Source organism: uncultured Enorma sp., from assembly GCA_905210055.1.
GTDB lineage: Bacteria > Actinomycetota > Coriobacteriia > Coriobacteriales > Coriobacteriaceae > Enorma.
Genome location: CAJLVH010000035.1, coordinates 1 through 13,583, shown reverse-complemented (window position 1 = coordinate 13,583; position 13,583 = coordinate 1). Strand labels below are relative to the sequence as shown.

12 protein-coding genes are annotated in these 13,583 nt (G+C 62.3%); 11 read left to right on the top strand and 1 reads right to left on the bottom strand.

Annotated features, from left to right (window positions below; translation table 11 throughout):
• From QZ079_RS03935 to QZ079_RS03925, 3 genes are all read left to right on the top strand, one after another.
• Positions 1 to 1,445, top strand: a 1,445-nt coding sequence (locus tag QZ079_RS03935) for a magnesium transporter (RefSeq protein WP_297035363.1), incomplete at its 5' end; no start/stop codon positions are given.
• A gap of 3 nt (positions 1,446 to 1,448) precedes the next feature.
• Positions 1,449 to 2,690 carry an NRAMP family divalent metal transporter gene (locus QZ079_RS03930; protein WP_297035359.1) on the top strand — a complete coding sequence of 414 codons (1,242 nt, stop codon included), beginning with the start codon at positions 1,449 to 1,451 and terminating at the stop codon, positions 2,688 to 2,690.
• Positions 2,691 to 2,915: 225 nt separating this feature from the next.
• Positions 2,916 to 5,135, top strand: a complete 2,220-nt coding sequence (locus QZ079_RS03925; RefSeq protein ID WP_297035355.1) for an acyltransferase family protein — start codon at positions 2,916 to 2,918, stop codon at positions 5,133 to 5,135.
• 82 nt (positions 5,136 to 5,217) lie between these two features.
• Here the strand turns inward: QZ079_RS03925 and QZ079_RS03920 are convergent, their stop codons facing one another.
• Positions 5,218 to 6,135, bottom strand: coding sequence for a MurR/RpiR family transcriptional regulator (locus QZ079_RS03920; RefSeq protein WP_297035352.1), 918 nt, complete (start codon positions 6,133 to 6,135; stop codon positions 5,218 to 5,220).
• Between the two features lie 378 nt (positions 6,136 to 6,513).
• On the opposite strand from QZ079_RS03920, the gene QZ079_RS03915 reads away from it, so the two are divergent.
• From QZ079_RS03915 to QZ079_RS03880, 8 genes are all read left to right on the top strand, one after another.
• Complete coding sequence (locus QZ079_RS03915; RefSeq protein ID WP_297035365.1) at positions 6,514 to 7,761, top strand: MFS transporter; 1,248 nt, start codon at positions 6,514 to 6,516, stop codon at positions 7,759 to 7,761.
• Between the two features lie 61 nt (positions 7,762 to 7,822).
• Positions 7,823 to 8,680 carry a class II fructose-bisphosphate aldolase gene (locus QZ079_RS03910; RefSeq protein WP_297035349.1) on the top strand — a complete coding sequence of 286 codons (858 nt, stop codon included), beginning with the start codon at positions 7,823 to 7,825 and terminating at the stop codon, positions 8,678 to 8,680.
• 21 nt (positions 8,681 to 8,701) lie between these two features.
• Entirely contained in the window at positions 8,702 to 9,130 is a 429-nt protein-coding gene (locus QZ079_RS03905) for a PTS sugar transporter subunit IIA (protein WP_291288190.1), read from the top strand.
• 14 nt (positions 9,131 to 9,144) lie between these two features.
• The gene (locus QZ079_RS03900) at positions 9,145 to 9,648 is read left to right on the top strand and encodes a PTS sugar transporter subunit IIB (protein ID WP_291288191.1); all 504 of its coding nucleotides are present in this window, start codon (positions 9,145 to 9,147) and stop codon (positions 9,646 to 9,648) included.
• Between the two features lie 77 nt (positions 9,649 to 9,725).
• Positions 9,726 to 10,532: a PTS sugar transporter subunit IIC gene (locus tag QZ079_RS03895; RefSeq protein WP_297035344.1), complete on the top strand. Its 807-nt coding sequence runs from the start codon at positions 9,726 to 9,728 to the stop codon at positions 10,530 to 10,532.
• Positions 10,529 to 11,365 (top strand): PTS system mannose/fructose/sorbose family transporter subunit IID, encoded by an 837-nt coding sequence (locus QZ079_RS03890; protein ID WP_291288193.1) that lies wholly within the window; start codon positions 10,529 to 10,531, stop codon positions 11,363 to 11,365. The genes QZ079_RS03895 and QZ079_RS03890 overlap by 4 nt, the downstream gene beginning before the upstream one ends.
• Before the next feature lie 282 nt (positions 11,366 to 11,647).
• Complete coding sequence (locus QZ079_RS03885) at positions 11,648 to 12,589, top strand: aldo/keto reductase (protein WP_291288194.1); 942 nt, start codon at positions 11,648 to 11,650, stop codon at positions 12,587 to 12,589.
• Positions 12,590 to 12,598: 9 nt separating this feature from the next.
• The coding region (locus QZ079_RS03880; RefSeq protein WP_297035339.1) for an alpha/beta hydrolase fold domain-containing protein at positions 12,599 to 13,583 on the top strand (985 nt) is incomplete at its 3' end.

Sequence of the window (13,583 nt, the reverse complement as noted above, 5' to 3'; positions counted from 1 at the left end):
TGCGCGCGATGCACCCCGCGCTCGAGCGCATCGCCGCACGGCTTGCCCGCGCGGGGGGAAAGCCCCTCGAAGAGCACATCATCGCGTGGTCCTATATGGACCTCTTGGAGCGTAGCACGCAGACCATCAAGCTTTCCGTGTCGCACAAGACGCTCGACGAGCTGCATCCGGCGGATATCGCCGACATCATCGAGCAGCTCGACCCGCGTCTTCGCAGCCAGGTCTTCGCCCAACTCGATACCGCTCAGGCGGCCGAAGCAATCAGCGAGTTCGACGACGATGAGCTTGTGGCCGAAGTCATCGAGGGCATGAGCGACCGAGAGGCGTCGAGCATGCTCGCCCTCATGGATCCCGACGACGCAGCCGATCTCATCGAAGAGCTCGATTACGAGAAGGCCGAGAAACTCCTGCGCCTCATGGGCGTGAAGGAGGAGCGCGCGATCCGCAACCTCCTGGGTTATGGTGAGAACACCGCCGGCCGTATCATGACCTCGGAGTTCGTGGCGCTACCCGCAACCGATACCGCGGCGGACGCCATCGAGGCCATTCGCAAGCTTGACGAGGATTTCGAGAGCATCTACTACGTCTACACGCTCGATAGCACGAGCGCGCTCACGGGTGTGCTCAGCCTGCGCACCCTCATCGTCGCAGACCTCGACATGCGCCTTTCCGACCTCGCCTATCGCGATGTGGTGTGGGTCGCGCCCGACCTCGACCAGGAGGACGTGGCGGACGAGATGACGAAATACAACCTCGTGGCGGTGCCGGTGTGCGACGAGAACCGCCATGTGCTCGGTATCGTGACCGTCGACGATGCGCTCGACGTCATTGCCGAGGAGCACGAGGAAGACCTGCAGATTGCCGGCATGGGTGCGGGCGAGAACGCGCAGGGCGAATCGACGCATGTGCTCTCGTGGTTCGCGCGACGCCATTACTGGGTGCTCGTATGGGCGGTCGCCTCGGGCATCATCGCCGCGACGCTGGGAAGCCTCGGCGCGGGCACGCAGCGCTTCATCTATCCCATGTGCGCCATGCCGGTGGTGCTGCTCACGGCGAGCCGCTTCTCCGCCTTCGTGCGCAGCTACTTTCTCGAATACGATGAGCATGAGGGGGCGCCGTATCTCGCCTTCTTCTTACAGACCGTTGCGGTGGGCGTGGCGATCGCGCTCGTGGTGTTCCTGTGCGGCCAGCTCATGATGGGCGCGGCCTTTACGGGCGCCGAACAGGCGGCCCCGGCGCGCATGTTCTCCGCATGTTTCGCGTGCGCGGCGGCGACGGTTGCCCTGAGCGCGGCGAGCTCTGTCGTCTACCTCAAAGTGCTGTTCTGGCGCGACGAGCACGGCCTCAACACCTCGGGCACAGCCATGAGCCTCATCGCCGTGCTCGTGGCGTGCGTGATCTACGCGCTCGCCTCGACGGCCTCGGTGCTGGTGCTGGCGGGATAGGCCATGGCGAGGGAAGGACAGAGTCGCCTCACGCCGCTCGCGGTGCTTGGGGCGATGGGACCGGGGCTTCTTGCGGCGCTCGCAGGCAACGATGCGGGCGGCATCGCGACCTATTCGAGTGCCGGCGCGACATTCGGCTACGGCACGCTGTGGATCTTGCCGGTGATGGCGCTCTTGCTCATCGTGGTACAGGAGACCGCGGCGCGCCTTGGTTGCGTGACGGGCAAAGGTTTCGCCTCGCTTATCCGCGAACGATTCGGCGTGCGGCTCTCGGCGCTCGCCATGGGCGCGCTCCTGGTGGCGAACACCGCGGTCACGATTTCCGAATTCGCGGGGCTTGCGAGCGGGCTCGCGCTCTTCGGCGTCCCCGCCGCCATCTCGGTGCCGCTTGTGGCGCTCATCATCTGGCTCATTACCATGAGCGGAAGCTTCCAGCGCATCGAGAAGATTTTGCTGCTGGTGAGCTGCGTCTTCCTCACGTACGTGGCCGCCGCCTTTTTGGTGGGGCCGGACTGGGGCTCCGTGGTGCTTGCGACGGTCACGCCGGGCATGGTTGCCGATCCAGATTACGTGTCGCTTCTGGTGGCGACGATCGGCACCACGATCGCACCGTGGATGATCTTTCTGGCGCAAAACAACGTGGTCGATAAGAACGTGGACGAAAGCGGGATCGCGCTTCAGCGCGTAGACACCGTTTCGGGTTCGGTGGTGGCGTGCGCGATCGCATGGTTCATCATCGTGACGACGGCGACGGTGCTTCACCCGGAGGGTATCGAGGTCGCCGACGCCGCCGACGCCGCGCTCGCGCTCGAGCCCATCGCGGGGCAGTGGTCGACGATCCTCTTCGGCGCGGGGCTCGTCGCGGCGAGCTTCTTAGCAGCCTGCGTGCTGCCGGGCGTGACCTCGAGCGCGATCTGCGAGGCGTTCGGTTGGGAGCGCGGCGCGGACCGTACGTGGGAGGAGGCACCCACGTATCGCGGCATCATCACGGGGATCATCGTGTTTTCCGCGCTGCTGGTGATCCTGCCCGATGTGAACCTCTTCGACATCATGATGAGCGCGCAGGTGATCAACGGCGTGCTCTTGCCGGTGCTCCTGGTGTTTCTGGTGCTCATCGCTCGTGACAAGCGCATCCTCGGGCGGTTTCGCAACGGGCGTGTGTGGAATGCGCTCACCTGGGCGACGATTGTGCTCATCACGGTGCTCACCGTCGTGATGTTTGTCCTCCAAGCGCTTGGATTCTAATGGTGGGTTGGTTGGGGACGTGCTCCTTCCAACCCATTTTTAGAGAGAGCGTCCGGTTTGTCTGGATCTTCAGAAATGGGTTGGAAGGAGCACGTCCCCAACCAACCCCCCAACCAACCCATTATATAAATGTGGTTGAAGGTAAGGGAATCGTCACGAGTTTTCAGAACTGCAGGCCAACACGGTATAATTGCCCACTTAGATGAAGGACGGGGGCAGGGATTCATGGCTGGACATATGCAACATCGTGCACCGGAGCGCGGTTCGCACCGCAAGGTGTCTGCCACGCCTACGCCGCGCCGCGCGTCTGTGCCTGCGCCCCGCCATGCCGCCGCTTCGGGTACACGCTCGCATGCTGCGGGTTCGCCGCGCACAGCTGCACTTACGGCAAGCTCGGCGGACACCTCGAACGATCGCGCGGGGCGCGCAGGACATTCCGACGCCCCGCGCTCTCGCTACATTCCCGCTCTCGATGGCATCCGTACGTTTGCGGTCATCGCCGTCGTTCTCTACCATCTGGGTTTCACGTGGGCGCAGGGCGGTTTTCAGGGCGTGACGATCTTCTTCGTGCTCTCGGGATACCTCATCACGCGCCTTCTGCGCATCGAGTTCGCGCGTTCAGGCACGATCGACCTTAAAGGGTTCTGGGTGCGCCGCGTGCGCCGCCTCGTCCCCGCCACCGTGACGCTCGTGGTGGTCGTGGCGCTGCTTTGCACCATCTTCAACCACGTGATGCTCACGAAGATGCGCCCCGACATCCTACCGTCGCTCCTGTTCTTCAACAACTGGTGGCAGATCTTCAACAACGTGTCGTATTTCGGCGCGCTCGGCGATCCCTCGCCGCTTACGCACTTTTGGTCGCTCGCCATTGAGGAGCAGTTCTACGTGGTGTGGCCGGTGCTTTTGTTCGTGCTGCTGCGCTTCGGTGCGCGCCGCAAGGTGATCCGCATCGTCGTGGCAGTGCTCGCAGTAGCTTCCGCGCTGGGAATGGCGCTGCTCTACAACCCCGCGGCAGATCCGAGCCGCGTCTACTACGGCACCGATACGCGCGCCTTCGCCATGCTTATCGGCGCGCTGCTCGCGTTCGTACGCACGAGCTCCATGAACCCCTTCACCTGGGATGCCCATGCGACGACTCAGGCGGTAAGCGAGACCGCGCATCCGTATCGTGGCAAGCCGCAACAGCAGGGGATCCTCCGTAAGGGCGCGCTCGACATCGCCGGCGTCGCCGCGCTCGCAGGGCTCGTCGCGCTCTTCGTGTACACGAACGGCTACACCTCGTTCACCTATCGCGGCGGCACGGTTATCGCCGCCGTGCTCTCTGCTGTGCTCATCGCTGCGTGCGTGCAGCCTGATGGAGTGCTCGCGCGCGTGTTCTCACTCCCGCTGCTCGTGTGGCTCGGACAGCGCTCCTATAGCATCTACCTGTGGCATTTCCCGCTGTTTGCGCTCATGAACCCCGTGGGCGATGTGAGCGCCAAGCCCTGGTGGGTCTACCTCATCGAGTGCGGCGTGGTGCTTTTGGCGGCCGAGCTTTCGTACCGCTTCATCGAGACGCCGTTTCGCAAGGGCGCCTTCGGTGCGTTCCTCCAGCAGGTCGCGTCGAGCAGCTTCAGCCTCTCCACATACGTGCGCAGTCGTATCGTGCCGGTTGCCTGCGCGGCAGTTCTCGTGCTCGGTGCACTGGGCGGCCTCGTCTTCGTGCCAAGCACCTCGGCGCTGAGCGAGGAGGGCGCGGCGCTCATCGAGGGTTCACCCGACGCCTCTTCCAATGACGGGAACGGATCAGGCGACGCTCCGAGCGCAGACTCCGCTGCCTCGGGCAAAGGTGAAGAGCAAAAGCCCGCTACGGATGCGTACGGTTTCCCGGCAGATGCCTACGACGTGCTCATGATCGGCGACTCGGTGTCGCTTCGCGCCGTCGATCCCTTCAACGAGACGTTCCCCTATGGGCACATCGACGCCATGAAGAACCGCCAGTTCTCCGCCGCTGAGGAGCTGTTCTCGAGCTACGAGAGCCAAGGGCTCGCCGGGCGCGTGGTGGTGTTCGCGCTCGGAACGAATGGCAACGTGACAGACGACGCCGTGGACAGCCTCATGGAACTCGTGGGCGACAAGCGCATCGTGGTGTTCGTGACCACGCGCAGCCCGCAGGGATGGGTTTCTTCGACGAACGCCGCCCTCAAAGCCGCGGCGGATCGCTATGACAACGTGCACATCGTCGACTGGTACAGCTACAGCGAAGGCCGGAACGACCTCTTTGACGGCGACGGCACGCACCTTTCGTCCCAGGGCGCGAAGGAATATGTCGCGCTCATTCACGATGCAGTGGAGCCCTACCTGCCGTATCACTTTGAGGGCGAGGAGCGCGACGAAGCCATCGCGCAGGTGAACGCGCTCGCCGAGAAGATCGCCCAGGCCGTGATCGCCCCGCTTACAAAATGATAATTTCAGTACCTGGTACTGAAAATATCATTCAGAAGAATAGATGTCCCAAGATGCACCTGTCCCTTTTTGGGACATGGGGCTAGTCGCTGCCGGTGCCGTCTTCGAGGTCGATGAACTCTCCGCTGCGGAAGTCGATGGCTTTATCGAGGTCGTCGTACGCATGCGTGAAGAGCTTGATATGCTCCGCGACGTCGGTCGAGCTCGCATGCAGGAAGAGGAAAAGCACCTCGATGATGAAATTCACCGAGTTATGCGAGAACGGGACGCCGTAGGCGAAGAGCCGGTCGCGTTGGCTCGTCATGATCACGTACGTCGAACGAGCGACGAGCGGCGATTCCGGGTTCGAGGTAATGAGCACCACGGGCGTGCCATTGTCCTCCGCGTTGTCGAGGATGCGGTTGAGCCGCTTCGACAGGCCGGATGACGAGATGATTACGAGCGCGTCGTGGGCGTTCATCATGAAAGAATAGCTTGCGGCGTATTCGGTTGTTGAGGGCGCGATGGCGCGCACACCGAGATGCCGAAGCTTGAACGCCATGTTTGCCGCGACGCTCAACGTGTTGCCCACGCCGGTGATGAGTACGGTGTCCGATGTTTGGAAGAGCGTGATGACGGCCTTGATGGTATCGGGGTCGATGCTCGCGACGGTATCGGCAAGCTCAGACATCTTGCAGGAGAGGATGAAGTCGAGCGACTCCTGGAAGTGGTCGAAAGAGACGGAGCCGGTCGCGTTGCCCAGCATGAAGCCGCTGCCTGACGCCACCTCGTTGCGCGCCAGCGCAAGGCGCATCTCAGCGAAGCTGTCATAACCGATGCGCTTCACGAACCGCGAGACGGTGGGGCTCGAGACCTCGCAGCCCGCTGCGATCACGCGCATGGTCATATCGGGGATATCGTCTCGGTGCTCAATGATGAAATCCGCGATCTTCTGATCGGTGGGAGACAGGCTGTGATAGAGCGCAAGGATTGTTTGGATCACGCGGCTTTTGTCGGGCACGGCAGCTCCTTTGACACATTCCTTTCTGAGCAAATAGTACCCTACGCAGGGGAATTTCATAATTATGAAACACCATTACAAAAAAGTACTTCACAAAGAAACTGCGAATCGCTATGATATGACTCAATGAACGAGCGTTTCATATAGAGAGTAGAATATGAAACTCTCGTTTTAAGATGTGGAGACATCTGATCACGCAGCGGAGAAGATGCGCGATAACGGGGAGGGGGAGTACATGGCGATTCAAACGTCTGAAACGTCGTGTCACATGCAAGTGGATTCCCGTTCCAATAGCGCGCTGTCCAACGAGCAGACTGCTGTGTCCGCAACCCGTAAAAACGCCCATGGGGGGGGTTCTCCTTAACGGGCTTCCTCCTTCTGGTTGCTAACATCACCTACTGGATGTGCGCGGGAGCATATACCCCGTTCCTGAGTTCCTACTTCACCTCGATCGGCCTTTCCGCGACGGAAGTGGGCGTGCTGCTCACCATCTCGCCGCTTGCAATTATCTTCATCCAGCCCCTGTGGGCGCGTCTCTCTGATGCGACGGGCAAGCGCAAGCTCGTGCTCGGCTTCCTCGCGGCCGCATCCGCCGCAGCGGCGCTGCTGTACTACGTCGGCACGAGCTACCTCACGGTACTCATCGCGACCATCGTGTTCGTGCTCTTCTTCTCTGCCCTCCTGCCGCTGTGCGACGCGCTCGTCATCCAGAGTTGCAACGACTTCGGGGTCGAGTTCGCCCATGTGCGCATGGGCGGCACGACCGGCTACGCGTTCGTCGTGTTCATCGTGGGGCTCTACCTCGATCGCGCGCCACAGGCGCAGTTCATCGTGGTCACGGCGCTTTCCCTCGTGTTCCTCGCCGCCGTCATCGCGCTGCCCCAGGCGCGTCGTCGCGAGGGTGCGCGCACAGCTGCGCAAGACGAGTCGTCCGCTGCAGAAGCCGCCGTTGAAAAGCCGGCCGCGCAACCCCAGGCGACGTCCATTGCGCGCTTCGCCTCGGACCGTCCCGTGCTCGGCATCTTCCGCACGCAGGAGATTTTCTTCATCCTTGCCTTCGCCTTCGTGAGTCAGATGGGCCTGGGTTTCTCGGGCAGTTTCCTCGGACGCTACGTCGTCGAGCTCGGGTACGGCCAGAGCCTCGTGGGCGTGCTCAGCGCCGTCTCTGCCTTGAGCGAGCTTCCCATCCTGCTCTTCTCACACAAGCTCGTGAACCGCTTCGGTGTCATGCGTCTCTTGGCGTTCTCGTGCGTGATGATGGTCGCCCGCCTGGTACTCATCGGCATGGGCACCGTCACCACCATGGTCGCCGGGCAGCTGTTGCAGAGCGTGACGTACATGACCGTGTACTACTGCTGCACGCGCTATGCAGCCGAGGCCGTGCTTCCCGGAAAGCTCTCCCAAGGTCAGAGCATCTTCGTACTCGTGCAGAGCGGTCTTGCCATGATGGTCGCCAACCTCGCGGGCGGCGCCATCGGCGACACCCTCGGCATGCGCGCCTCGTATTTCCTGTCTGCCGGGCTGGTGCTCGTGAGCACCTTTGTCGTGCTCGTGGCCTATCGAGCATGGCGCGCCTCCATCTCCCACGCTCACGAGCCCGCCGCGGCATCCGTGTCGCGCGAATAGGACACACCGGCCGCATGGCCGTTCGTCGAAGTATCGGAACCGCAACGAAAGGGGTTTTCACATGGCACTCGTCAAGGTCAACGACCTCCTGAAGCACGCCACCGAGCATCACTACGGTGTCCCGGCGGTCAACACCTTCAACTTCGAGACCATCAAGTACATCGTCGCCGGTGCGGAGCAGGAGCACATGCCTGTCATCGTGCAGTTCTTCCCGGGTTTCTACGAGTACATCCCGCTCAAGCTCGTCGCTGCCATTGCATGCCACTACGCCGAGCAGGCGAGCGTGCCCGTGGCAGTGCACCTCGACCATTCTGCCGGCTATGACATCGCCGTAGGCGGCATCCGCGACGGCTTCCCCTCCGTCATGGTCGATGGCTCGAGCCTGCCCTACGAGGAGAACGTCGCGCTCACCAAGGCGGTCGCCGAGGTCGGCAAGGTCTTCGGCGTCGATATCGAGGCCGAGCTTGGGCATGTGGGCAGCGGTGCCAACGCCGAGGACTTCGTGGGCTCGGACATGTATACCGATCCCGCGCAGGCAGCGGAGTTCGTCGAGCGCACCGGTTGCGGCTCGCTCGCCATCGCCGTGGGCAACGCGCACGGCCCGTACGTGAAGACCCCGCACCTCGACATGGAGCGCATCAAGGAGGTTCGTGCCGCGGTGTCCATCCCGCTCGTCATGCACGGCTGCTCCGATATTCCCGATGAGCAGCTCCAGGAGACGGTGAACCTCGGCATGAGCAAGTACAACATCGCCACCGAGTACTTCCGCGCCATGTACAAGTCCATCGAGAAGAACGTCGCTACGGGCGAGTTCGACGAGAATGCCTTCGGTCTCATGCAGGCTGCCGGCAAGGATATGACAGACTTCGTGGCCTCGAAGATCCGTCTGCTCAACCCCAACGGCTACACGCTCGCGTAGTACAGGCAAAGGGAGACGCGCATGAAGAAGATCCTTATCGCGACGCACGGCTACCTCGCAGACGGCTTCAAGAGCTCCATCTCGCTGCTAACAGGCGGCGAGGATGCCATCGAGACGATCTGCGCCTATGTGGACGAGTCGGATTACACCGAGCGCATCCAGGCGTTCGTCGATTCGATTGGCCCAGATGACGACGGCGTCATCTTTACCGACATCTATGGCGGAAGCGTATGCCAGAAGGTGGCACTCATCGCTCCCGGCCACCCCAACGTTTTCCATATTTCCGGTTGCAACCTGGGGCTCATCATCGAGGTGCTTTTCGCCCCGGGACGCATAACGAAGGATAGTCTCCAAGCGACCATCGAGACCGCCAGAGCCACGATGCAGCTTGTAGACACGGAGGAGACCGAGTCGGCTTCAGAGGGCGCCGACGACGACTTCTTCGACTAGGGAGAGGAGGAACTATGATCGCACAGGTTCGCGTGGACGACCGTTTGATTCACGGTCAGGTCGCATTGGTGTGGACCAAGGAGCTTGGCACCAACCGTATCATCGTCGCGAACAAGCACGCGGTGGAGAGCGACGCGCTTCGCATGACGCTTCAGATGGGCACCCCTGCTGGTCAGAAGCTTCTGGTGAAGGACGTGCCGGACGCGTGCCGCATCGTGAACGATCCCCGTGCCGATTCCATGCGCATCTTCGCGCTCACGAACTGCGTGAAGGATGTGCTCGAGCTCGTGAAGGGGTGCCCCGGCAAGATCGAGGGCGTGAACATCGCGAATGTGGGCCGCTTCGATAAGACAGACCCCGCCACGAAGGTGAATCTCAATTCCACCATCATGCTCAACCCCGAGGAGCTGGAAGCCGCCAAGGAGCTCTGCGAGCTCGACGTGCCGGTCTTCCACCAGCTCATTCCGTCGAACCCCAAGGTTTCGATCAAAGAGCTTATCGAGAAAGCCACGAAGTAATCGGTTAAGCCGGGCAAGCGAGGCGCGCCGCCCCTCTGAGGAGCGCCGACCTTCCCGGGGAGAGAAAGGAACCAGATATGCTTGGTTTGGCCTTTATGGCTTGGCTGACCGTAGTGATCTGCTACGGCGGTAACTGGCTCATCGGCCAGTGCATGTGCGAGCGCCCGATCGTGGTCGGCCTCGTCGCCGGCATCTTCATGGGCGACATCCCCATGGGCTGCATCGTGGGCGCCTCGCTTGAGGCCATCTTCATGGGCGCGGTGAACATCGGCGGTGCCATCTCCGCCGAGCCCGTGACCGCGACCGCCCTCGCCGTGGCATTCACCGTTGCGGGCGTGGAGCAGAGCGCCGCCATCACCGTCGCCGTCCCCGTGGGTGTCGTGACCGCGTTCCTGTCCATCTTCATGAACAACATCGTGTGCACGCTCTTCGGCCCCAACTTCGACCGCATGGCGCAGGCCGGCCATGAGCGTGGCCTCGCTGTCCAGCATTATGTGCTGTGGTTCATTAAGTACGCCGTGTTCGCCCTCATCGCCTTCTTCGGCGTGTACCTGGGCGCGGAGCCGGTCTCGGCCATCGTGAACCAGATCCCGACGAACCTCATGAACGGCCTCAACGCCGTCGGCTCGCTCCTGCCTGCCGTCGGTATGGCGCTGCTCCTCCAGATGCTCTGGAGCGCTCAGCTCGCCGTCTATTTCTTCCTGGGCTTCATCCTGAACATCTACCTCGGCCTGCCCATGATCGCCATCGCCGGCATCGGCGTCATCTTCGCCGCTATCCAGGCGTTCCGCGACAAGGAGCTCTTCGATATGGAGCACAAGGGTATCGCCACTGCTGCTTCCGGTGATGCCGCGACGTCTGAAGAGGAGGATTTCTTCGCATGAGCAAGTTGACTGCAAAGCTTTCCGCTGAAGATCGGAAGATGCTGAACAAGATCTTCCTCCGTTCCTTCACCGTGTTCGCCTCCGGCGCCGGTGGAGCCGCCAAGGCGGGTGCCGATGGCTGGCTGTACTCGATTATGCCCGCCATCAACCGCTACTACAAGGATGATCCCGAGAAGCGCGCCGACGCGATGACCCGCCACACCACGTGGTACAACATCACGCAGAACGTCGGCACGTTCGCCATGGGCCTCGTCGCCTCCATGGAGCGCGAGAACACCCTGCACGACGACTTCGATACCGAGTCCATCGACGGTACCAAGGTCTCGCTCATGGGCCCCATGTCCGGCATCGGCGATGCTATCTTCTGGGGCTGCCTGCGTGTCATCGCTGCCGGTATCGGCATCAACATCGCCATGAGCGGCTCACCGCTCGGCGCCATCCTGTTCCTGCTCATCTACAACATCCCGTCGGTCCTGTGCCGTTACTTCATGACCTACCTCGGCTTCACGCTGGGCACGAACTTCATCTCCCAGCTCTATGAGGGCGGCCTCATGCGTCTCGTGACGCGCGCGACCTCGACGGTCGGCCTTACGATGATCGGTGCCATGACGGCGGCGAACGTCAAGTTCACCTCCATCATCTCGTTCCCGGTCGAGGGCTCCGATCCCATCACGCTCCAGAGCTACCTGGACCAGATCTTCCTCGGCCTCGTTCCGCTGTGCCTCACCCTCTTCGTGCTGTGGCTCATGCGTAACAAGAACGTCAACGTGAACGTGATCCTCGTCGGCATCATGGTTCTCGCCATCGTGCTCGGCCTCATCGGCGTGATGTAAGGAACGACTCGGTTTTCGTAGGATACCGTTGAATCACGACGAAGCGGCAGCCGGCATGGAAGTGTCGGCCGCCGCTATTTCGGGGCATCGGGGCGAGTCCGCCGGAGGGGTGCGGGGTGGCTCGACATACGTCGGGACGCCGGGCGAGCGTTAATCCTCTACTCCCCGCCCTGTTCGGCTGCCAAGACGCTGCTGCCACTCCGTACCCTCCGGCGGACTCGTTTTTGATGGTACCGCTTGCAGAACGGCACCTGTTGTTCTATTCAATCAGAAAGGATCATCATGCGCTACAAGCATTTCCAGAACGCGGGCGTGGACGTTTCCGAGCTCGCGGTGGGTACCTGGGCGATCGGTGGCGACAACTACGGCCCGGTGGACCGCGAGGCTTCGATCCAGGCCATCCGCACCATGATCGATAACGGCGTGAACCTCGTGGACACGGCACCGTGCTATGGCAACGGCTACTCAGAGAAGGTCGTGGGCGAGGCTCTCGCCGGCGGCTACCGCGACAAGGTACTCATCTCCACGAAGGTCGGCCTCGTGACGAGCCCGAACGGCTACGACCGCGATTCTTCGTTCAAAAACATCATGCGCGAGGTCGAGAGTTCGCTCTACAACCTCAAGACCGACCACATCGACTTCTACTTCGTGCACTGGCCGGATATGAACACGCCGTTCGCCGAGACCATGAGCGCGCTCGAGCTCTTGCGCAAGCAGGGCAAGATCCGCTTCATCGGTGTTTCCAACTTCACCACGGAGATGATCGAGGAGTGCGAGAAGTACGGCAAGGTCGATGTGCAGCAGCCGCCGTTTTCGATGGTCGACCGCACGTTCACCGACCTTATGAAGTGGGGCGCCGCGCGCGGCATCGACTCCATGACGTACGGCTCCATGGGTGCGGGCATCCTTTCCGGCAAGTACCGCACCACGCCCGACTTCCCCGAGGGCGATACGCGTCTCACGTTCTACGATTACTTCCGTGAGCCCAAGTTCTCCAAGGTACAGGAGCTCTTGAAGGTCATGGACGGCATCGCCGAGGCGCACGGCAAGCCCGTCGGGCAGGTCGCGCTCAACTGGAGCACGCAGAAGGATTACGTGGGCTGCGCGCTCGTGGGCGTCCGCAGCGACGCGCACGCCATCGAGAACTGCTCCGCCTACGACTGGTCGCTCACGGATGAAGAAATCGCGACGCTCGACGCCAAGCTCGACGAGCTAGGACTGTAGGTGAGTGCCATGGCGAAAGACGGAAGGACCTACGACGCCTCGTTCGCCGACATCATCGCCGCGGGCACGCGGATTGTTGTGCTCGACGACGGCACGGAGCTCGAACTGCGCCCCATGCCGGACGAGGAGCGCGAGCATGCGCTCGATCCGCGCGTCTACGAGCTCACGCAGAAGCGCCTGAGCGGCGCCTTCGTGACTCCGGCGGGTGTGGACTTCGAGGCGATGCGCAAGCGTCCGAACAAGGAGAACCACGACATCGACAGTGGCGGCGTCACCGAGACGGTCGAGACCATGCACCTCACCGGCCGCGATGGCGGCGACGTGCGGGACATCGAGCTCTACGTGTTCACGCCCGAGGAGCTCGCGGCGCTCGCTCCCGTGGTGGCGTTCTACCATGGCGGCGGCTTCACTGTGGGCAACATCGGCATGTACCGTCCGGCGCTGCGCTATCTTGCGGAGCAGGCGGGCTGCGTGGTCGTGTTCCCCGACTACCGCCTCGCGCCGGAGCATCCGTTCCCAGCGGGCCTAAACGACTGTGACGAGACGCTCGATTATCTTGTCGAGCACGCCGAGCGCCTGGGCATCGACATGGGCCGCCTCGCAGTTGCGGGCGACTCCGCCGGCGGCAGTCTGGCAAACGGTGTCGTGCAGTTGCGCGCCGGTTCCGGCCTCGTGAAGCTTGTCATGGAGATGTACCCTGCGGTGGATAGCGGCCCGGTGCCGCCCGAGTGGTCGTACGATATGTACCCGTGGCTTCCCGAGCAGGCCGTCGAGGCGAAGAGCCGCGTCGACCGCATCAAGGCTTCCGTGGACGACCTTTCCGCGGTCTATACCGCCGGCGATGCGCAGAAGATGCTCGACCCGCTCATCTCGGCCGCGTACTGCGAGGATCTGAGCGTGTTCCCGCGCACGGTCGTCGTGTCGTCTGAGTTCGACTACCTGCGCTATCAGAACGAGAAGTTCGCGCAGCAGCTCCGCGCGGCGGGCGTCGAGG

Bases quoted from the DNA above. Each gene is read 5' to 3' on its own strand.
- QZ079_RS03925 (WP_297035355.1), top strand. From the start codon at position 2,916: ATGGCTGGACATATGCAACATCGTGCACCGGAGCGCGGTTCGCACCGC.
- QZ079_RS03885 (WP_291288194.1), top strand. From the start codon at position 11,648: ATGCGCTACAAGCATTTCCAGAACGCGGGCGTGGACGTTTCCGAGCTC.
- QZ079_RS03895 (WP_297035344.1), top strand. From the start codon at position 9,726: ATGCTTGGTTTGGCCTTTATGGCTTGGCTGACCGTAGTGATCTGCTAC.
- QZ079_RS03900 (WP_291288191.1), top strand. From the start codon at position 9,145: ATGATCGCACAGGTTCGCGTGGACGACCGTTTGATTCACGGTCAGGTC.
- QZ079_RS03890 (WP_291288193.1), top strand. From the start codon at position 10,529: ATGAGCAAGTTGACTGCAAAGCTTTCCGCTGAAGATCGGAAGATGCTG.
- QZ079_RS03905 (WP_291288190.1), top strand. From the start codon at position 8,702: ATGAAGAAGATCCTTATCGCGACGCACGGCTACCTCGCAGACGGCTTC.
- QZ079_RS03910 (WP_297035349.1), top strand. From the start codon at position 7,823: ATGGCACTCGTCAAGGTCAACGACCTCCTGAAGCACGCCACCGAGCAT.
- QZ079_RS03930 (WP_297035359.1), top strand. From the start codon at position 1,449: ATGGCGAGGGAAGGACAGAGTCGCCTCACGCCGCTCGCGGTGCTTGGG.